The organism is Bacillus sp. FSL K6-3176 (assembly GCF_038003325.1).
Taxonomy (GTDB): Bacteria; Bacillota; Bacilli; order Bacillales; family Bacillaceae; genus Bacillus; species Bacillus altitudinis.
Genome location: NZ_JBBOOX010000001.1, coordinates 3,047,459 through 3,066,532, shown reverse-complemented (window position 1 = coordinate 3,066,532; position 19,074 = coordinate 3,047,459). Strand labels below are relative to the sequence as shown.

Genomic DNA, 19,074 nt, shown 5'->3' with positions numbered 1-19,074 from the left:
AGTTCTAAATAACTGAAATTGGGGCGTTTACATGGATTCGATTGTTTTACATTTTATTGTGATCATGAGTGTTTCTGGCATTCTGTCCGTAATATTATCAATCATTGCTCATGCAAATCGCCATCGGTATATTGGCTGTCAATTGTTTATGTATATGTCTGGAGCAACTGCGATTTATATTTTTGGACATACATTTGAATTATTGGCGCGCACCCCTCAAGAAATTACATTCTGGGTTAGTTTTCAATACATAGGTCTTCCGTTCATTGCACCGTTCAGCCTGATGATTGTGCTGCAGTTTACTGGTTTCCATCAATATGTAACAAAGCGCCGCGTGCTTCTCTTCTTGCTGATTCCAATTTTAACCACCATTTTGGTGTTCACCAACTCTTTTCATTCACTCTTTTACCGAAGCATCACGATGAATACAGTAGACGGGTTTTTATTGGCTGATTTTACCATTGGCTATTGGTATATCATTCATGGGGTCTATACATTTGGTTGTTCCATGCTCGCTATTTTTATGCTGCTTTGGTTTTTACGTGTAAAGAAAGATTATTTGAAACAGGTTCTGATCTTGCTCGTTGGGATATTATTACCGATCACCACCTCTTTTATCTATTTATTAGGTGTCACGCCCTTTCACATTGACCCAGTACCAGTGGTGATGTTTTTAACCAACGCACTCTACTTATGGGCGATTATGTCTTTTCATCTCTTTAAGCTCTCTCCCATTGCGATGGAGCGTGTGTTTGAACATATGTCAGAAGGTGTTCTTCTATTGGATCGATACCGAACACTGATTGATTATAACCCTGCGGCTGCATTGATCATTCCTGTGCTCGCTAAAAAGGGAATCGGCTATAAAATCGATGATATATTCTCAGGGATCATCAAAGAGCCGGCGTTTATACAGTGGCTGCGTTCTCCGCAGGATCATTCACAGTATGATTTAATGTGGGAAAAAGAGCAGCCCTTCTATTATCATCTCACTGCTTCTTCTCTTTTTAATAGAAGAGGCGAAGTCGAAGGCAGGCAAATTGTGATCAGTGATGTTACTGAGCAGCGACTATTGCAGGAAGAGCTGGAGCGCCGAGCATATATTGATGGTTTGACGAATATCTTCAATCGGTCTTCCTTTATTGAACGAACGCAGATGTTATTGGAAGAGGATGCGCAGGATACCGCAATACTGCTATTTGATATTGATTTCTTTAAACAAATCAATGATACGCACGGCCATCACATTGGAGACGAGGCGTTGCGTCATGTTGTGTCCATTTGTCAGCAGCATTTGAAGATGGATGATTTATTTGGGCGATATGGTGGAGAAGAGTTCGCCATTTGTCTGCCGCATCATTCATTTGAAGAGGCATGTCGTATTGCGGAACAAATGAGACATTCATTTGAAGTGAGTTTCTTTCAGACAGATGAGAAAAAAGTAAGAGTGACAGCAAGCTTTGGCGTCGCCCATACAGCGAATGATCCCTCTATATTAGAAACGCTTCTATTTGAGGCAGATCAAGCCTTGTATATGTCAAAACGCCAAGGACGTAATCGGATTTATGCATCAACTGGTTCGGACTATATGCTGTACCAAAAGCAGGATCTTCCGCCTACTTCTCATTGACTGTTGTCCTTCATTTAGATATGATAAACATAACATTTGAACGGTTTCCTAAAGGGGAGTAGCTTTTACGGTTTGGTCGTCATTACAGAAACATCCGTTGTTTCTCGGCCATTCCGGCATGAACATGTTAGCCAGACCTTTGCCTATCACACTTGAGGCAAAGGTCTGGCTTTTTTTAAGGTCTTTTTGCATCTGTGTGGTTGGGAGCTGGACAAATGAGGGGTTTCAACATAGCAGATGAAAGGATGATGGATCTTGAAACAACATGTGATGGCGTTTCTATTTACCGGTACGTTTTTGTTAAGTGGATGTTCTGGACTGCTAGACCAAGTGAACGATACAACGACATATGTCACAGAAGCAAATGAGTATGTGATGGATATTCAGCAATTCACAGAGGATTTTCCACAGCTTGCGGAAGAAGCTGTACAAGATGCTGCCAAAAGAGCAGATTTGACGCAGCAGCTTGAATCATTGAAAGCAGACATTCAAGAATTTAATGAACTCTCAGCCCCATCAATAGCAAAAGACCTGCATGCACAAATCATGGAGAAAAATAAAGTACTGTCAGAGGAGATTCAAACCTATTTACAGCAATTGAAAATGGACAACTTCGATGCTGCAGCTATTTTAGAGGATCAGCAAGGCCTCATGAAGCAGCTTCAGCAATCCGTCAACCTTTTGCAAGATATTGAACAGTTGACAAACTAGAATAAACAAACGGTGATCTCAGCATATCTTTGCCTTTTCAGGTGAAGATATGCTTTAATGGAATGTAAGACAAGTATGATAGAAAAAAGGTGATCAGATGACAGAACAAGAAGAAAGACATATCGCTTCGCCTAGAGCCGAGAAGGAAAAAGAGCAATTAATCAACCGCTTAAAACGAGTGGAAGGTCAAGTGCGAGGGATTCAGCAAATGATTGAAAACGATCGTTACTGTATAGATGTCGTGAATCAAATTTCTGCTGTCAATGCAGCTTTAAAAAAAGTGAGTCTTCAATTAATGGAAAAGCATACACATCATTGCGTAGCAGATGCCATTAAGAGCGGTAATGGGGATGAAGCCATTGAAGAGTTGATGAATGTCTTCACGAAGTTGACAAAATCGTAGCAAACAGCGGATCATTTATGTTTACAATGATACCCTACTAGGGTATAGTAAAAATAGAAAATGATTGATGGAGGCGATGAGAAGTGGAACAAGCAACACTACAAGTGCAAGGCATGTCTTGCGGACATTGTGTGAAAGCAGTCGAAGGAAATGTAGGAGAATTAGCAGGTGTTGAATCTGTGAAAGTCCATTTAGATAAGGGTCAGGTGGAGGTTTCCTTTCACTCAGATCAAATCACGTTACACCAGATCTCTGATGTCATTGAAGAACAGGGATATGATGTCGTATAAAATGAGCATACGTGCTGCATAAGACAGCACGTATTTTTTTAAAAATAACAATACCCCCATGGAGTATGTGGAGAGGTGAGATAAATGAAAAAAGAAATTGATTTTCAAATTACGGGAATGACTTGCGCCGCCTGTGCAGGCCGCATTGAAAAGGGCTTGAACAGGTTGGAAGGTGTGGACGCCGCCAGTGTGAACTTAGCGCTTGAAACATCCCACATTGTGTATGAAACAGAACAACTCACAGCAGAGGATCTAAAACAAAAAATTCAATCTCTTGGCTATGATGTGGTGATGGAACAAGCCGAATTTGATATAGAGGGAATGACGTGTGCTGCTTGTGCAAACCGAATTGAGAAAAAAGTCAACCGGATGGAGGGTATTGATCAAGGGTCAGTGAACTTTGCGCTTGAGACACTTCAGGTGACGTATCATCCAGGGCAAATATCTCCAAGTGACATAAAAGAGGCTGTGAAATCCATTGGGTATTCATTAATCGAACCAGCCGAAGAGCATGCAGAGGAAGGGAAAAAAGACCATCGCCAAGTAGCGATTGAGAAACAAACGGCACGCTTTTTGTTCTCGATGATTTTGTCATTGCCTCTTCTTTGGGCAATGGTCAGTCATTTTTCTTTCACATCGTTTATTTGGTTGCCAGAAGCGTTTATGAATCCATGGGTTCAGCTCGCATTAGCAGCGCCCGTCCAGTTCATTGTCGGCTGGCCTTTTTATGTAGGTGCTTATAAAGCGTTGAAAAATAAAAGTGCCAATATGGATGTCCTTGTGGCATTAGGGACATCAGCTGCTTTTTTCTATAGTTTATATGAAAGTATTCAGTCAGCGGTTCAAGGTACACATGAGGCGGGCCTCTATTATGAAACGAGTGCTGTGCTGATTACGTTGATTGTGCTCGGAAAGTTAATGGAAGCAAGAGCGAAAGGGAGATCATCAGAAGCGATTCAAAAACTGATGGGCTTACAAGCGAAAGAAGCTGTGATAGAGCGAGATGGGAAAGAAATGACCGTTCCTATTTCTGAAGTGAAAGTGAATGATTTTGTGTTCGTCAAGCCGGGTGAAAAAGTCCCGGTAGACGGAGAAATCATCGAAGGAACAACAGCGATCGACGAATCGATGATTACAGGAGAAAGTCTGCCAGTTGATAAAACCACAGGAGATACAGTCATCGGGGCAACCATCAATAAAAATGGATTTGTGAAAGTGAAAGCAACAAAAGTAGGAAAAGAAACGGCTCTTTCACAAATCATTCGAGTCGTCGAACAAGCGCAAGGCTCAAAAGCACCAATTCAAAGAATGGCAGATCAAATTTCAGGGATATTTGTCCCCATTGTTGTAGGATTGGCTGTACTCACTTTTCTGATTTGGTTTTTCTTTGTTGACCCAGGGAATGTGACATCTGCACTTGAAACCTTTATAGCGGTCATCGTCATCGCATGTCCTTGTGCGCTTGGTCTTGCTACACCGACCTCTATTATGGCAGGCAGCGGCCGGGCAGCTGAATCAGGGATTTTGTTTAAAGGCGGAGAACACTTAGAGGTAACCCAATCACTAGATACAGTAGTGCTAGATAAAACAGGGACTGTGACAAAAGGGGAGCCGAGTCTTACAGATGTGATTGCGTCTGCCAATTGGACAGAAGATAAGCTGCTTCAGTTAGCAGGATCGGCAGAACAGCAGTCAGAGCATCCACTTGCCAGAGCGATTACAGATGGCATGAAGACTCGGGGTCTCCAAGCGGTCGAGGTAGAAGCTTTTCAAGCAGATCCTGGTCATGGAATTGAAGCAAGAGCTGCCGGACATGAGCTTTTGATTGGCACACGGAAACTCCTAAAGAAACATCATATCAGCTGCGAAGCACTAGAAACAGTTGTGACTGAGCTTGAAGAACAAGGGAAAACGGCGATGCTCATTGCCATTGACGGCGAGCCAGCAGGTATTGTCGCCGTTGCTGATACAATCAAATCGTCTTCTTCTCAAGCGGTCGCTCGTCTCAAAGAGCAAGGGATTCACGTCGTGATGATGACAGGAGATAACAAGCGCACAGCAGAAGCGATTGCGAGTGAGGCAGGCATAGATCATGTCATCGCTGAAGTTCTTCCAGAGGAAAAAGCGGCTCATATTGTAGCGCTTCAGAAACAAGGAAAAAAAGTGGCGATGGTTGGAGACGGCATTAATGATGCCCCTGCCCTTGCAACAGCAAATATCGGGATGGCTGTCGGAACAGGTACAGATGTTGCCATGGAAGCGGCAGATATTACGCTCATGACAGGAGATCTCCATGCCATTGCAGATGCACTTGAATTTAGCAGAAAAACGATGAGAAACATTAAACAGAATCTATTTTGGGCACTTGCTTACAATTGTATTGGTATACCAGTCGCCGCATTTGGGTTCCTGGCACCATGGCTTGCAGGAGCGGCAATGGCCTCTAGTTCTGTATCGGTTGTGCTGAACGCACTAAGATTACAGCGATTGAAACCTGTCAGAGAGGGTGTGGCAAAATGAAGCTGAATGTCAAATGGGTGTGGACGTTGAGTGCTGTGATTTATGTAGCCATTGTACTGATAGGCTATGCGGTTTATGTCGAACTTTCTCCTCTTCAAGAGCCGCCAGCTGATCATATGTAACATGAGACTTCATCAGAAGCGAAGTCCTCGCATTCGGTGTCAGTCCTGCACTTCGGTGCTCGTCCTTTCTAGACTTCAAAGGTTTTCTATCACACTGAAAAGAAGACAAAGGGCTAAAATAAAGTTCATTTTAGCCCTTTGTCAATAATCTGAGACTTCGCCATAAGCGAAGTATTTTTTTAACAATTTTGTGGAAAAACCCACCTTTTAAAAGATTTTTCATAAAAAATTCACTTCTTTTTGTTCCTTTTTGTCGTTTTTTGTAGGTTCATCGTTAAGATGCGATTAAGCAACAAAGAAAGCGTTATCAAAAAAAGGGGGTCCACGTATGAAAAAGTTAGGGTTAGCTTCTCAAATACTCATCGCACTTGTTTTGGGTGTTGTCGTAGGAGCACTATTTTATCAAAATGAAACCGTTATTAATGTGTTAACGCCGATTGGCGATATATTCATCCACTTAATTAAAATGATCGTTCTTCCAATTGTTATTGCTGCATTGATTGTAGCCGTTGCAGGTGTAGGCGATATGAAAACCATCGGAAGACTCGGTGGGAAAACGATTCTTTACTTCGAAATTGTGACAACGATTGCATTAGCAGTTGGACTGCTTGCAGCAAACGTTTTCCATCCTGGTACAGGAATTGATATGAGTAACATGGAGAAAGGCGATATCTCTAAATATGAAGAGACATCTAAGTCTTCTGCCGAAAAAGCTAGTTTCTCTGAAACGATTGTGCATCTTGTGCCAACAAACGTGTTCCAATCCATTGCAGAAGGTGATCTATTACCAACAATCTTCTTTACAGTGTTATTCGGATTAGGAATTGCAGCAGTTGGAGACAAAGGAAAACCAGTGTTAGGATTTTTTGAGGGCATCCTCGAAGCGATGTTCTGGGTGACCAATAAAGTGATGAAGTTTGCACCATTTGGTGTATTCGCGCTCATCAGTGTGACGGTGATCAAATTCGGGGTCGGAGCGCTTCTCCCGCTAGGTAAACTGGTACTTGTCGTTTACGGCACAATGGCATTCTTCGTGATTGTCGTACTTGGCATTATCGCAAAATTAGCTGGAACAAGCGTCTTTACACTATTTAGAGTGTTAAAAGAAGAAATCATTCTTGCCTTCTCAACAGCAAGTTCAGAAGCTGTATTGCCTAGATTAATGGACAAAATGGAGAAGTTCGGATGCCCGAAAGCGATCACGTCGTTCGTTATCCCAACAGGCTATACCTTTAACTTAGATGGAAGTGCCATTTATCAATCCATTGCCGCCATATTTGTTGCACAAATGTACGGCATGCCTCTTTCCATCTATGAGCAAATTACGTTACTATTAATCTTAATGCTCACATCAAAAGGAATGGCTGGTGTACCAGGTGCATCGATCGTTGTTGTCATCACAACACTTGGAGCAATGGGACTTCCGCTTGAAGGACTTGCCTTCATCGTTGGGATCGACCGTATCCTTGACATGGTTCGTACAACTGTTAACGTATTTGGTAACTCACTTGCAGCCATTGTCATGTCTAAGTGGGAAAAAGTGTTTGATCAAGAGAAATCGAAGAAGTATATTGAGGAATTAAAACAACAAACAAAAGCAGCGTAAAAGGAGATCTTTTCAAATGACGAAGCTACAGGACAAGCAAGTTCGTATCGAACGAGACTTTCTAGGTGAAAAGGAAGTAGACACTCAAGCGTATTATGGAATTCAGACATTACGTGCAGTAGAGAACTTTCCAATTACAGGCTACCATGTTCATGAGGAACTCATCAAAGCACTAGGGATTGTCAAAAAGGCAGCCGCACTTGCAAATATGGATACAAAGCGACTATATGCTGGTCTTGGAGAAAAAATTGTTCAAGCCGCAGATGAAGTGATTGAAGGAAAATGGAACAATCAATTTATTGTCGATCCAATTCAAGGCGGGGCTGGCACTTCAATGAATATGAATGCCAATGAAGTCATTGCAAACAGAGCGCTTGAACTACTAGGAAAGGAAAAAGGCGCTTATACTGAGCTAAGTCCAAACACGCATGTGAACATGTCGCAGTCAACAAACGACGTTTTCCCAACAGCGATTCATATTTCAACATTGAATATGATTGAAAAACTACTTTATACGATGGAAAACATGCATCAAGTCATGACAGAAAAAGCGCAAGAATTCGATCATGTCATCAAAATGGGACGTACGCATCTTCAGGACGCTGTTCCAATCAGACTTGGTCAAGAGTTTAGTGCATATGCAAAGGTTCTTGCTCGTGATATTAAACGAATCAAGCAGTCTAGACAGCATTTATATGAAGTCAATATGGGCGCAACAGCAGTTGGAACAGGACTGAATGCTGATCCTAAATATATTCGCCAGGTAGTTGGTTATCTAGCTGACATTAGCGGATTGCCGTTAGTTGGAGCAGAAGATTTGGTCGATGCTACGCAAAATACAGATGCTTATACAGAAGTATCAGCTGCACTGAAAGTATGTATGATGAATATGTCCAAAATGGCAAACGATATTCGTTTGATGGCTTCAGGTCCTAGAGCAGGATTTGGTGAGTTGCACTTGCCGCCAAGACAGCCAGGTTCATCCATCATGCCAGGGAAAGTCAACCCAGTGATGCCTGAGGTCATGAACCAAGTGGCATTCCAAGTCATCGGAAATGACCACACGATCTGCCTTGCATCAGAGGCTGGTCAGCTTGAACTGAACGTCATGGAGCCAGTTTTAATATTCAACTTACTACAGTCTCTCAGTATGATGAAAAATGTATTTGAATCCTTTGTCGATAACTGCTTGCGTGACCTAAAAGCAGATGAATCGAGATTAAAAGAATATGTAGAAAAGAGTGCTGGTGTCATGACGGCGGTCAACCCGCACATTGGTTATGAAGCTGCTGCACGAATTGCGAGAGAAGCGATACTTACAGGCGTATCTGTACGTGAGCTTTGTCTGCAAAATGATGTGTTATCAGAGGAAGAGCTTGATATCATCTTAAATCCTTTTGAAATGACGAAACCAGGTATTGCTGGCGCATCACTTTTAGAAAAGGATCGTTTAGAAGATTAAGCGGCATCATGAGAAGCGCACACCGACAAATATCCGGTGTGCGTTTTTTCATGGACTGTTTGTTTTTCTGAAGCGCACATAGTATACTATCGTCAATTATTAGGGATGTGACTGCGTTTGAATCTACTGAAAAAATGGTTGAATACAGAGCCTTATTTAATTATCATGCTCATTGTTCTGACTCCGATTGGGGGAGAGCTGAAATTTTATCCATTTGAGGATAGCTTTCGTGTCAGCTTTGGAACCGTTGTCTTTTTCTTTATCCTGCTTCAAATGAAAAAATTCCCGGCATGGGCAAGCGGCATCATTGCGGGGGGATCCGTGTTTGCATTCCGGGTGCTTCTTGATACCGCTGTGTCAGGCCACCTAGCGCTGGAAGAGGCCGTTTCTTTAAGATTTCCTTCCCTGCTGTATTACGTCGTCTATGGTACGCTTTTTTATGTATTACAGGTCAGACGTTTCCGTGATAAGCCTTGGCTCATTGGGGCGACAGGGATCATCATGGAACTATGCGCAAGTGTAGTTGAAATGATTGCACTCAGGGGAGCCATTGATGAAATTTTAACAGTGAGAACGCTGTTTCAACTATTTGTATTGGCGATTTTCAGAAGCTTTTTCGTATTGGCTTGTTATACGATGATTCGATTATACGAAGAACAGGCGAGAGAGCGCCAAATGAAGAAGGAAAAGGAACACCTGCTGATGCTGCTGTCAAATCTTTATACGGAATCTACATATTTTTATAAAACCCTTGCACATGCTGAGCACATTACAGCTACTTCATATCAATTGTATCAATCTCTGCATCATGCAAAGGATACGGAATCATTAGATTTGAAAAAACTCGGAAAAACAGCCCTGCAAATTGCAGGTGAGGTACACGAAATCAAAAAGGATAATCAGCGGATTTTTTCTGCCTTATCAAAACTGATTCATGAGGAAAACTTTCAGGAGTATGCAAGTCCTGCTCATATTGCTGGACTTGTGATCCGTATCCATGAAAATTACGCGGAATCTCTTAAAAAACACATCGTTTTTCATTATGATGAAGAAGGACAGCACCCTGCTTATCATGTGTATACCATTCTATCTTTATTAAATAACATTGTATCCAATGCCATTGAAGCCATTCCGGTGAATGGAGAGGTATCACTATCCATTTCACGGAAAGAGAATGATGTGATCTTTCAAGTCAGTGACAACGGGCCAGGCATTAAAGAGCGTAACCATCATGTGATCTTTAAACCGGGCTTCACTTTAAAATACGACCAGGCCGGGAACCCATCAAGCGGCATCGGTCTTTCCTATGTGAAAGACACAGCCGAGAAGCTTGGCGGAAGTGTTGAAATGAAGAGTATCCCAAATCAACAAACGAAGTTCACTTTAACGATACCAATTGATCAAGTCAGCAGAAAAGAGGGAAATGGGAGATGAGATTTTTTATTGTCGATGATGATGAAGCCGTTCGTTCTTCACTCGCACAGCTCATTGAAGATGAAGAGCTTGGCTTTGTGGCCGGGGAAGCAGAGGATGGTGCTGAAGTAACAGCGAGCTACTTAAATGATTTGCACATTGATATTTTGTGTATTGATCTATTGATGCCGGAAAGGGACGGTCTTGAGACGATTCGAGCGATCAAGGATGAATTTCATGGGAAATATTTAATGCTGTCACAGGTAGAAACAAAGGAACTCATCGGCCAGGCATATACGCTCGGTGTCGAGTATTATGTGACAAAGCCGATCAATCGGGTAGAGGTCTTAAGTGTGCTCCACCTCATGATTGAACGTCTGCATTTAGAGCACTCAATTGAAAATATTCAGCATTCGCTCAAATCGGTCATGCAGTTCCAGCAGCGCGGACAGACGAAAACGAAGCAGAGGGGGAAAAGTCTTGCAGAGGCAGGTCAGTTTTTGCTCGCGGAGCTTGGGATTGTCGGCGAAAAGGGGTCTAAGGATTTACTAGATATGATTCTTTTCACAGATCAGTATTTAGCGTTACATGCCGATCAGCATGACTCTTTCCCTTCATTAAAAGTGATTTTCACTGGCATCACAGAGGATAAATTAAACGAACCTTTTACATCAGCAGACATCGCAAGAGAAGCAAAAGCAGCGGAACAGCGGGTAAGACGTGCGATCAACCAATCATTGAAACACATCGCCTCGCTCGGGTTAACCGATTTTTCTCACCCAACCTTTGAAAACTATGCATCAAAATTTTTCGATTTTACCATTGTGCGTAAGAAAATGAGTGAACTCACAAAAGAGACAAGTGGAAGAGAAGAGCACACACGTATCAATGTGAAGAAATTTGTGCAGGTGCTTTATTACGAGGCGAAACGTATTTTCATGGAAGATTAAAAAAGACATGCTCTCTATAAGGAGGGCATGTCTTTTTTTGTGATGGATTGAAGATGCATCTGTAGCACGGAGCGCATGAGCTGAGGCGGTAAACGATGGGGCTGTACGATTCCATTCAATGCAAGCCCATTGATGACCGCATAAAGCCGCTCAGTTTCTAATAAAAGATCGAGATGATCTAGCAGTAGCTCATCCTCTTTCAATTTCATTAAGCAAAATTGAACGGTTTGAAAAAGCTCGTCATACATCTTTGCATTGAGCGGCTGTAAATCTGGTTCAGTCAGTGCCTTGACTGTAAAAGCCTGCCACACCTCCATTTCAAATATTCGTTCTTCGTCTAGTGGAAGAACCTGCTCCAATAATGTGAATACATTTTCCTCTGTTGAACCGTTTAATGGAAGCTTAGCAATTCGCTCCTTCACTCTTTCCTGAATTAAATTCATGGAGAATAGAAATAATTCTTGCTGTGTGGAAAAATAATGACGCATAGAGCCGGCTGAAATGCCAGCTTCAACGGCTATTTTTCGTACAGAAGCGCTTTCCAATCCCTCTTGTTTAATCACTCTCATAGCAGCTTGAGCGACCTTTTGTTTTTGTTTATGGTGATCGACGATTTTTGGCATACCTTGATTTTAGCACAGCTATTGTTTTTTTAACACAGTTGTGTTATTTTTTATTTAATACAATCGTGTTAAAAAGGATGTGGGGAAATTGGTCGGTTTATTGATTGTGGCATGTGAAATTGGTTTTTGGCTGTTTATTCTTATGGGCTTAACACTGCGTTATGTATTTAAACAGAAAAAATGGGGTGCTTTCTTTCTTGTCTGTACGCCGGTTTTAGATCTCATCCTTCTTGCGGCTACTTATATAGATTTAAAGCAAGGGGCTGTGGCGAGCGTCATTCACGGGCTTGCGGCTGTCTATATTGGTGTGAGTCTGGCCTTTGGACATCAAATGGTGAAATGGGCAGATGCCCGGTTTGCTTATCGTTTTGCAGGTGGTCCTAAGCCAAAGGGGAAACCAAAGTACGGGAAGGAGCGGTCTTTGTATGAAATGGTGGGCTGGACACGTCATTTCATCTCTTATGTCATCGGAGCGGGGCTGTTATATGGATTGACCTATCTCATCCAAGCACCAGAACGAACGGAATCTCTGATGCAGCTTGTCAGTGTGTGGGGGATGGTCTTAGCCATTGATTTCGTCATTAGCATCAGCTACGTCATTTGGCCGAAAAAACACCCAGAAAATATAGCAGGTTGACAAAAAAGACAGGCGGACTCATTCCACCTGTCTTTTTGCTATGAGGACAATCCTTTGTAAATGGTGTCAATATTCCATTTCATCATCTTATAGTAGCTGTCCCCATCTTCACCTTCTTTGCCAATAGAGTCCGTAAATACTTTCCCCTTAATCGGAACTCCGGTTTCCTCAGATAGGCTTTCAAGGCTGCGCTTATCTACACTTGTTTCAAGAAAAAGGGCAGGAACTTGATGGTCTTTAACAAAATGAATGATGCGCTTCATTTGTCCAGGTGTTCCTTCACTTTCTGTGTTGATCTCCCAAATGTAGCCGGCTTTCAGTCCATACGCATCCGCAAAATATTTGAATGCCCCTTCGCTTGTGACAAGGAGTTTTTTGTCTTTTGGCAGCTGATCAAACTTATCTTTTGCTTCATTGTGAAGCGTTTGAAGCTTTTTGATATAGGTTTCAGCATTTTTCTCGTAATCCTCTTTATGCTCAGGATCTGCTTGAATGAGTGCATCTCTGGCATTTTGCGCATAAAGAATCCCATTCTCGACATTCAGCCATGCGTGTGGGTCCTGCTGGCTTTCAAGCCCTTTTGAAGACAAATGCTTCACTTTGACGCCTTTACTCAGCTCGGCTACAGGTGCATCAGCTCCGTCCTTGCCGCTCGATTCAAGCAGTTTTTGAAACCAGCCATTCCCTGTTTCAAGGTTCAAGCCATTAGATAGAACAAGGTCTGCATCCGTCGTATACTGAACATCCTTTGGTAGTGGGTCAAATTCATGTGGGTCTGTACCAATGGGAACAATGCTGTGAATAGAGACATGCTGTCCGCCTACTTCCTTCACAATGTCATAAAGAATGGAGTAGGTCGTGACAACTTTTAATGTACCGTCATCTTTTCCGGAACTCTTTTGCTGAGTAGAACAGCCTGCGATGACCAAAAGGGCAATACATACTGCGGTCAAACGGATTGCTAATACCTTCTTCATATATGTCCTCCTTTTACATAGACGCTTCCTTTTTTAACTGTGTTCGTTTTCGCTTCGATTTTAAGGATCTCCACAATATCCCTTGTTTCGGTGAAAAGATAAAGGCACTGCCGAATAATATGGTCGCGACCAGCACAATGGAAGCACCAGACGATAAGTTATACGTAAAGCTGAGCCCAAGTCCTACGACGGCTGAAACTGCTCCAAAAAAAGCAGATAAATAAATCATGATCCATAGCCGGTCTGTCAGTAAATAAGCGGTGGCAGCTGGTGTAATAAGCATTGCAACAACAAGAATAATACCTACAGTTTGCAGAGACGCCACGGTCACTAAGGTCAATAAGGTCATGAGGAAATAATGGATCATGCGATTCGGTAAACCGTAAACCGAAGAAATCACTGGATCAAATGAACTAATGAGCAGTTCTTTGTAGAAAACAATGACAGCCAGCAAAATGAAAATGCCAATGCCAAGCGTGATCCACATATCAGATGAACGAACGGCTAGTACGTTTCCAAACAAGATATGATATAAATCGCTGGAACTTTTCAAAAATGTAATCAAAATGATCCCAATGGAAAAAAAAGCAGTGAATACGATGCCGATGGCAGAATCATTTTTAATGCGGCTGTTTTGACTGACATATCCGATGCCGATGGCTGTCAGTACACCAGTTAGAACCGCACCAAAGAAAAAGTTAATGCCGAGCATATAAGAGATGGCGACACCTGGAAGTACAGCGTGTGAAATCGCATCTCCCATCAAAGCCATTCCCCGTAAAATGATAAAGCAGCCAATGACGCCGCAGATGATCCCTACCATAACGGATGTAAATAACGCTTTTTGTAAAAACGCATATTCAAAAAGTCCGGTTAAGAATTCCATTACGCGTCTCCTCCTGCTGATTTTAAAAATGGCAGTTGTGTTTCGTATGCTTGGAGCATGACCTCAGGACGAAGAATATCATGTACAGGCCCTGCTTTGACCAGCTTTTTATTTAGAAGAACGAGATGGCTGAAGTAATCATCGGCTTTACTTAAGTCATGGTGGACGACCAGAATGGTTTTTCCTTCATCTCGTAATTCCTTCAAAATGCCGATCATCGTTTCTTCACTTGCCATATCAATTCCGACAAATGGTTCATCTAAACAAAAGAGCTGTGCGTTTTGAGCGAGTGCTCGCGCAAGGAAGACACGCTGCTGCTGACCGCCAGATAATTCCCCAATCTGTCTTTTGGCAAAGTCCTGCATCCCGACCTTTTCTAAGCAATGGTACGCATAGGCACGGTCTTCTTTTTTCGGTCGTTTGATCAATCCGAGCTTTGGGTATGTGCCAAGCAGTACGGTATCCAGCACATGGATAGGAAACGTCCAGTCTAGATCATTTCTTTGCGGTACATAGGCGATCTGTTTTCTCACTTGTTTAAAGGGTTGTTCAAAAAAACGAATATCCCCTTGATCCTTTTCAATTAAATCTAAACATGCTTTCAATAAAGTCGATTTACCAGCACCATTTGGACCAATGATTCCAGTCATCGTTCCTTCCTGTATGGAAAGAGAGACGTTTTCTAGTGCATCCTGTCCGTGGTATGAGACATACAGGCGGTCGATTGTTAAAGCGTTTGACATCTCTTGCGGCCCCTTTCGATCATCAATTGCGTTTCCTAAAAATATATGCATACATTTAATAATTTTGACTAAAGGATGAAATGATTCTCTAACGCTAATTTGTTTCCTTAAGGAAACTTTTATCTTATTCTAATCGTATGTCCTTCTTTTGTAAAGAGAAATGCTGAATATTCCCATCAAGCGATCGTTTTTATGTTATGCAACGAAGAGGGGACATGAGCATGGATTATTGAAAATTCACGTGACATCCTTGAATACGAAAAATCTCAAACATTTGCTTATAAATGATTGACAGTTTGTAAGAACTCCTCATATAATAAGGGTAATTCAATATATGAATATGTGCTCATATATAATATCTACAGCAGCTGATAGGTTTGATTGAATCAGGGAAGGCTACTTATATAGAAAAAGGTGAGAACATGAAAAAGATGAAGGATGAATACGTATTAAGCGGTCTCGATTGTGGAAACTGTGCACGTAAAATTGAAACAGGTGTCAGCAAACTCGAAGGGGTTGAAGCCTGCTCAATTAATTTTGCGACGGGTACATTAACTGTGACACATGCTGATGCACAAGAAACGATGTCAAAGCGTATTGAAAAAACCGTTCAGTCCATTGAACCTCATGTGAGTGTATCACCAAAAGAAGAAGGACATCACCACGATCACGATCATGGAACAAAGAATTTAAAAACGATTGTACTGAAATTAATTGGTGGTGCAGTCATTGGAACGGCGGCTTATTTTATACCTGACAATGGCTTACTGAAGTTCATCATGTTTTTCGCCGCGTATTTACTCGTTGGCGGAGATGTTGTCCTGAAAGCGCTGAAAAATATTGTGCGCGGTCAAGTATTTGATGAGAACTTCTTAATGACCATAGCTACAGTTGGTGCTTTTGTGATTCAGCAGTATCCTGAGGCATTGGCAGTCATGCTGTTTTACCAAATTGGAGAACTGTTCCAAGGGGCAGCTGTGAACCGCTCTAGAAAATCAATTAGCGAATTAATGAATATCCGTCCAGAATACGCAAACCTCAAAGTGGGGCAAGAAACAAAAAAGGTAAAGCCGGAAGAAGTCAAAGCGGGTGACCGTATTGTTGTCAAACCAGGTGAAAAAATTCCTTTGGATGGACGCGTGATAGACGGTTATTCTCTTGTGGATACCTCTGCACTAACTGGGGAGTCTGTTCCAAGAGATGTGGAAGCAGGAAAAGAAGTGCTTGCTGGATTTGTGAACCAAAACGGCATTCTTGAAATTGAAGTGCAAAAAGAGCTCAGTGAGTCAGCGGTTACGAAGATTTTAGATTTAGTCGAAAATGCAAGCAGCCGTAAAGCGCAGACAGAAAACTTTATCACAAAGTTCGCTAAATATTATACACCTGCTGTGGTCGTGCTAGCTTTATTGCTTGCCTTTGTACCACCGCTTCTCATCCCATCAGCTCAATTGTCTGATTGGGTGTACCGGGCACTTGTCTTCCTTGTCATTTCGTGTCCATGTGCTCTCGTTGTATCCATTCCATTAGGTTTCTTTGGCGGGATTGGTGCCGCATCAAAACGAGGCATTTTAGTGAAAGGCAGTAACTACTTGGAAGCCTTAAACTCTGTGCGCTATGCGGTGTTTGATAAAACAGGTACTTTGACAAAAGGAAACTTTACAGTCACTCATATCGAAGCAGCGAATGAGAAATGGTCAGAAGAGGAATTGCTTTCTTTTGCGGCACTGGCAGAAGCACATTCTCCGCATCCGATTGCAGAATCGATTAAAGCGGCTTACGGAGCGTCTCTTGATGAGAGCCAGATCGAATCTTACGAGGATATTGCGGGTCATGGGATCAAAGCGACAATTCGCGGAGCCCATGTATTGGCAGGTAACCATCGCCTGATGGAACGAGAAGGCATTTCTTTTGAAAAAGAAAAACGAAGCGGAACGGTTGTGTATTTAGCAATAGACGGTGAGTTTGCGGGATCTATCTTGATTGCAGATGAAGTAAAAGACGATGCAGTTGAAGCGATATCTTCTCTAAAAGCTGCGGGCATTCAAACCGTGATGCTTACAGGGGATGCTGCGCAAGTAGGAAATGCAGTCGCACAGCAGATCGGCATTGACGAAGTTCACACTGAATTATTGCCACAGGATAAAGTCGCCAAAATCGAAGACATGTATCAGAAAAAAGCATCTCAAGACAAATTATTGTTTGTTGGTGATGGCATAAACGATACGCCGGTTTTGGCAAGAGCGGATATAGGTATTGCCATGGGTGGGCTTGGTTCGGATGCAGCAGTTGAAGCGGCTGATATTGTGATTATGACAGATCAGCCATCAAAGGTAGCGGAAGCCATTGCTGTCGCTAAAAGAACGAGAGCCATCGTATGGCAGAATATTGCGTTTGCTCTTGGGGTGAAGGCCGTCTTTCTCATACTTGGTGCATTCGGTATTGCAACGATGTGGGAAGCCGTCTTCTCGGATGTTGGTGTCACTGTACTGGCTGTTTTAAATGCGATGAGGGTCATGAAATAAAATTGTAAGGAAAAATTCATGAATAGCGTCTTTCATAATAGACCCCCTCTTGTTAAAATAGAAGAAGTTGGATAATGGCATTTTCCTGAGCTGTTATCCTTTTTCTTTGTGAAGGAATGAATGAAAAAGATAAGGTAGGTGCTTTTGTGAGTAAAAAAAATAATCAATCTTCATCCATCAAGTTTGCAGTTATATTAACCATCATTGCAGCTCTTCTCATCGGTATTTTCGTTGTGATCGGTAACAACAACAGCCAAGAAGCACAAACAGTCGACAGTAAGCCGTCTATTAAAGGACAGCCTGTCATGGGAGATCAAAAGGCAAAAGTGCAAGTTGTCGAGTTTGGGGACTACAAATGTCCATCATGTAAATCATTTGAGACAGACATTTTCCCAAAATTGAAAGCAGACTACATAGATAATGGCGATGTATCCTTCTCATTTATTAATTTACCACTGCCTGTTCATGGGGACGGTGCGGTATTAGCAGCACTGGCTTCTGAAGAAGTGTGGAAAGAAGATCCGAAAAACTTCTGGGCATTTCATGAAGCGGTCTACAACGCACAACCAGATAGTGAAGCAGAATGGGTAACGCCAGCAAAGCTCACCGAATTGGCGAAGAAGACAACGAAAATTGATACGGACAAGCTGAAAGATAACCTATCAAAGAAAACATATCAGCCACAGTTGAACACAGATGATCAGCTGGTGAATCAATACAAAGTAAATGCAACACCAACTATTTTCATTAACAATAAACAAGTCCAAAACTTTTATGACTATGATGAAATCAAAGAATTAATTGATCAAGAGCTGAAAGGGAAAAAATCATGAAGAATAAACTGATTTACTTATACAGCGCTTGGATCGTCTCGATTGTGGCGACGATGAGCAGCCTGTATTTAAGTGAAGTAAAGAAGTTTATTCCATGTGATATGTGCTGGTTTCAGCGCATTTTCATGTATCCGCTTGTGCTTTTACTTGGAATTGCTACATTCCGTGGCGATGTCAAAGTGAAGTACTACGTTCTCCCTTTGGCCGGGATTGGTGCTTGCTTTTCCATCTATCATTATATGGAACAAAAGATTCCAGGCTTTGCATCGATTCGCCCTTGTCTAAGCGGTATTCCTTGTTCCGTTGATTATCTGAACTGGTTTGGTTTTATCACCATTCCACTCTTAGCTCTCATTGCATTTATTCTGATCATCATTAGTATGCTACTTTTAAATGCAAAAGAAGATTGAGGAGATAGCCTGCTTTTAAGCAGGCTGCAGCGTGTAGACAAACCCTCGCATTCTTTGTCAGTCCTGCGTGCTGGTGCTCACGAATGTCAAATTCGCTCCGCGCCAGTACTCGTCCTTCCTAGACTGCAAAGGTTTTCTATCACGCTGAAAAAAACAAAGGGCTAAAATCAAGTTCATTTTAGCCCTTTGTCAACAATCTGAGCCTGCTTTTAAGCAGGCTATTTTTTATTTTTGCAAAAAGATAAAATTTAAAGAAAATTTGTATTGCTTTTCATTTGTGTCAGATATACATTAAGGGGAGAGTGTTAGATGATCAGACAATGGTAAGGAGATAAG

18 protein-coding genes are annotated in these 19,074 nt (G+C 42.1%); 14 read left to right on the top strand and 4 right to left on the bottom strand.

Annotated elements, in window-relative coordinates; all coding sequences use genetic code 11:
- Nucleotides 1–31 precede the first annotated feature (31 nt).
- The 10 genes from MHB38_RS16030 (at nt 32) to MHB38_RS15985 (ending at nt 11,107) form a co-directional block, all read left to right on the top strand.
- A complete protein-coding gene (locus MHB38_RS16030; protein ID WP_035389410.1) occupies nt 32–1,630 on the top strand; it encodes a histidine kinase N-terminal 7TM domain-containing diguanylate cyclase in 1,599 nt (532 codons plus the stop codon).
- 255 nt (nt 1,631–1,885) lie between these two features.
- A complete protein-coding gene (locus MHB38_RS16025; protein WP_076821121.1) occupies nt 1,886–2,341 on the top strand; it encodes a DUF6376 family protein in 456 nt (151 codons plus the stop codon).
- Between the two features lie 97 nt (nt 2,342–2,438).
- Nucleotides 2,439–2,744 (top strand): metal-sensing transcriptional repressor, encoded by a 306-nt coding sequence (locus tag MHB38_RS16020; RefSeq protein WP_008347647.1) that lies wholly within the window; start codon nt 2,439–2,441, stop codon nt 2,742–2,744.
- Between the two features lie 83 nt (nt 2,745–2,827).
- Nucleotides 2,828–3,034: a copper chaperone CopZ gene (copZ, locus tag MHB38_RS16015; protein ID WP_008347645.1), complete on the top strand. Its 207-nt coding sequence runs from the start codon at nt 2,828–2,830 to the stop codon at nt 3,032–3,034.
- An 84-nt stretch (nt 3,035–3,118) separates the two neighbouring features.
- The gene (locus MHB38_RS16010) at nt 3,119–5,554 is read left to right on the top strand and encodes a heavy metal translocating P-type ATPase (RefSeq protein WP_050826613.1); all 2,436 of its coding nucleotides are present in this window, start codon (nt 3,119–3,121) and stop codon (nt 5,552–5,554) included.
- Entirely contained in the window at nt 5,551–5,676 is a 126-nt protein-coding gene (locus MHB38_RS16005) for a hypothetical protein (protein WP_265784893.1), read from the top strand. Before MHB38_RS16010 ends, MHB38_RS16005 begins: the two co-directional genes overlap by 4 nt.
- A 328-nt stretch (nt 5,677–6,004) precedes the next feature.
- The gene (locus MHB38_RS16000; protein ID WP_007500222.1) at nt 6,005–7,282 is read left to right on the top strand and encodes a cation:dicarboxylate symporter family transporter; all 1,278 of its coding nucleotides are present in this window, start codon (nt 6,005–6,007) and stop codon (nt 7,280–7,282) included.
- Nucleotides 7,283–7,298: 16 nt separating this feature from the next.
- The gene (gene aspA / locus MHB38_RS15995; protein WP_007500224.1) at nt 7,299–8,744 is read left to right on the top strand and encodes an aspartate ammonia-lyase; all 1,446 of its coding nucleotides are present in this window, start codon (nt 7,299–7,301) and stop codon (nt 8,742–8,744) included.
- Between the two features lie 117 nt (nt 8,745–8,861).
- Nucleotides 8,862–10,178 carry an ATP-binding protein gene (locus MHB38_RS15990; protein ID WP_060832649.1) on the top strand — a complete coding sequence of 439 codons (1,317 nt, stop codon included), beginning with the start codon at nt 8,862–8,864 and terminating at the stop codon, nt 10,176–10,178.
- Nucleotides 10,175–11,107, top strand: a complete 933-nt coding sequence (locus MHB38_RS15985) for a response regulator (protein ID WP_048002947.1) — start codon at nt 10,175–10,177, stop codon at nt 11,105–11,107. Before MHB38_RS15990 ends, MHB38_RS15985 begins: the two co-directional genes overlap by 4 nt.
- A 14-nt stretch (nt 11,108–11,121) precedes the next feature.
- Here the strand turns inward: MHB38_RS15985 and MHB38_RS15980 are convergent, their stop codons facing one another.
- Complete coding sequence (locus MHB38_RS15980) at nt 11,122–11,730, bottom strand: TetR/AcrR family transcriptional regulator (RefSeq protein WP_025207976.1); 609 nt, start codon at nt 11,728–11,730, stop codon at nt 11,122–11,124.
- Nucleotides 11,731–11,818: 88 nt separating this feature from the next.
- On the opposite strand from MHB38_RS15980, the gene MHB38_RS15975 reads away from it, so the two are divergent.
- Complete coding sequence (locus tag MHB38_RS15975; RefSeq protein ID WP_017359239.1) at nt 11,819–12,367, top strand: hypothetical protein; 549 nt, start codon at nt 11,819–11,821, stop codon at nt 12,365–12,367.
- A 38-nt stretch (nt 12,368–12,405) separates the two neighbouring features.
- Here MHB38_RS15975 and MHB38_RS15970 read toward each other — a convergent pair whose 3' ends face one another.
- Genes MHB38_RS15970 through MHB38_RS15960 form a run of 3 tightly spaced genes read right to left on the bottom strand, consistent with a single transcriptional unit; the run spans nt 12,406 to nt 14,973 of the window.
- A complete protein-coding gene (locus tag MHB38_RS15970; protein WP_008347626.1) occupies nt 12,406–13,344 on the bottom strand; it encodes a metal ABC transporter substrate-binding protein in 939 nt (312 codons plus the stop codon).
- Between the two features lie 13 nt (nt 13,345–13,357).
- Nucleotides 13,358–14,230 carry a metal ABC transporter permease gene (locus tag MHB38_RS15965; protein WP_007500236.1) on the bottom strand — a complete coding sequence of 291 codons (873 nt, stop codon included), beginning with the start codon at nt 14,228–14,230 and terminating at the stop codon, nt 13,358–13,360.
- Nucleotides 14,230–14,973, bottom strand: coding sequence for a metal ABC transporter ATP-binding protein (locus tag MHB38_RS15960; RefSeq protein WP_008347622.1), 744 nt, complete (start codon nt 14,971–14,973; stop codon nt 14,230–14,232). The genes MHB38_RS15965 and MHB38_RS15960 overlap by 1 nt, the downstream gene beginning before the upstream one ends.
- A 422-nt stretch (nt 14,974–15,395) precedes the next feature.
- Between MHB38_RS15960 and MHB38_RS15955 the strand changes: the two genes are divergently transcribed.
- The 3 genes from MHB38_RS15955 to MHB38_RS15945 all read left to right on the top strand — a co-directional run bounded on the left by MHB38_RS15955 (nt 15,396) and on the right by MHB38_RS15945 (nt 18,738).
- A complete protein-coding gene (locus tag MHB38_RS15955) occupies nt 15,396–17,495 on the top strand; it encodes a heavy metal translocating P-type ATPase (protein ID WP_202734220.1) in 2,100 nt (699 codons plus the stop codon).
- 146 nt (nt 17,496–17,641) lie between these two features.
- Nucleotides 17,642–18,328, top strand: a complete 687-nt coding sequence (locus MHB38_RS15950; protein WP_017359241.1) for a DsbA family protein — start codon at nt 17,642–17,644, stop codon at nt 18,326–18,328.
- The gene (locus MHB38_RS15945; RefSeq protein WP_007500241.1) at nt 18,325–18,738 is read left to right on the top strand and encodes a disulfide oxidoreductase; all 414 of its coding nucleotides are present in this window, start codon (nt 18,325–18,327) and stop codon (nt 18,736–18,738) included. Before MHB38_RS15950 ends, MHB38_RS15945 begins: the two co-directional genes overlap by 4 nt.
- Nucleotides 18,739–19,074 lie beyond the last annotated feature (336 nt).

Excerpts from the sequence above, each read along its gene's own strand:
- MHB38_RS16030 (WP_035389410.1), top strand. The coding sequence starts at position 32 with ATGGATTCGATTGTTTTACATTTTATTGTGATCATGAGTGTTTCTGGC.
- MHB38_RS16020 (WP_008347647.1), top strand. The coding sequence starts at position 2,439 with ATGACAGAACAAGAAGAAAGACATATCGCTTCGCCTAGAGCCGAGAAG.
- MHB38_RS16010 (WP_050826613.1), top strand. The coding sequence starts at position 3,119 with ATGAAAAAAGAAATTGATTTTCAAATTACGGGAATGACTTGCGCCGCC.
- MHB38_RS16005 (WP_265784893.1), top strand. The coding sequence starts at position 5,551 with ATGAAGCTGAATGTCAAATGGGTGTGGACGTTGAGTGCTGTGATTTAT.
- MHB38_RS16000 (WP_007500222.1), top strand. The coding sequence starts at position 6,005 with ATGAAAAAGTTAGGGTTAGCTTCTCAAATACTCATCGCACTTGTTTTG.
- aspA (WP_007500224.1), top strand. The coding sequence starts at position 7,299 with ATGACGAAGCTACAGGACAAGCAAGTTCGTATCGAACGAGACTTTCTA.
- MHB38_RS15985 (WP_048002947.1), top strand. The coding sequence starts at position 10,175 with ATGAGATTTTTTATTGTCGATGATGATGAAGCCGTTCGTTCTTCACTC.
- MHB38_RS15980 (WP_025207976.1), bottom strand. The coding sequence starts at position 11,730 with ATGCCAAAAATCGTCGATCACCATAAACAAAAACAAAAGGTCGCTCAA.
- MHB38_RS15970 (WP_008347626.1), bottom strand. The coding sequence starts at position 13,344 with ATGAAGAAGGTATTAGCAATCCGTTTGACCGCAGTATGTATTGCCCTT.
- MHB38_RS15965 (WP_007500236.1), bottom strand. The coding sequence starts at position 14,230 with ATGGAATTCTTAACCGGACTTTTTGAATATGCGTTTTTACAAAAAGCG.
- MHB38_RS15960 (WP_008347622.1), bottom strand. The coding sequence starts at position 14,973 with ATGTCAAACGCTTTAACAATCGACCGCCTGTATGTCTCATACCACGGA.
- MHB38_RS15955 (WP_202734220.1), top strand. The coding sequence starts at position 15,396 with ATGAAAAAGATGAAGGATGAATACGTATTAAGCGGTCTCGATTGTGGA.
- MHB38_RS15945 (WP_007500241.1), top strand. The coding sequence starts at position 18,325 with ATGAAGAATAAACTGATTTACTTATACAGCGCTTGGATCGTCTCGATT.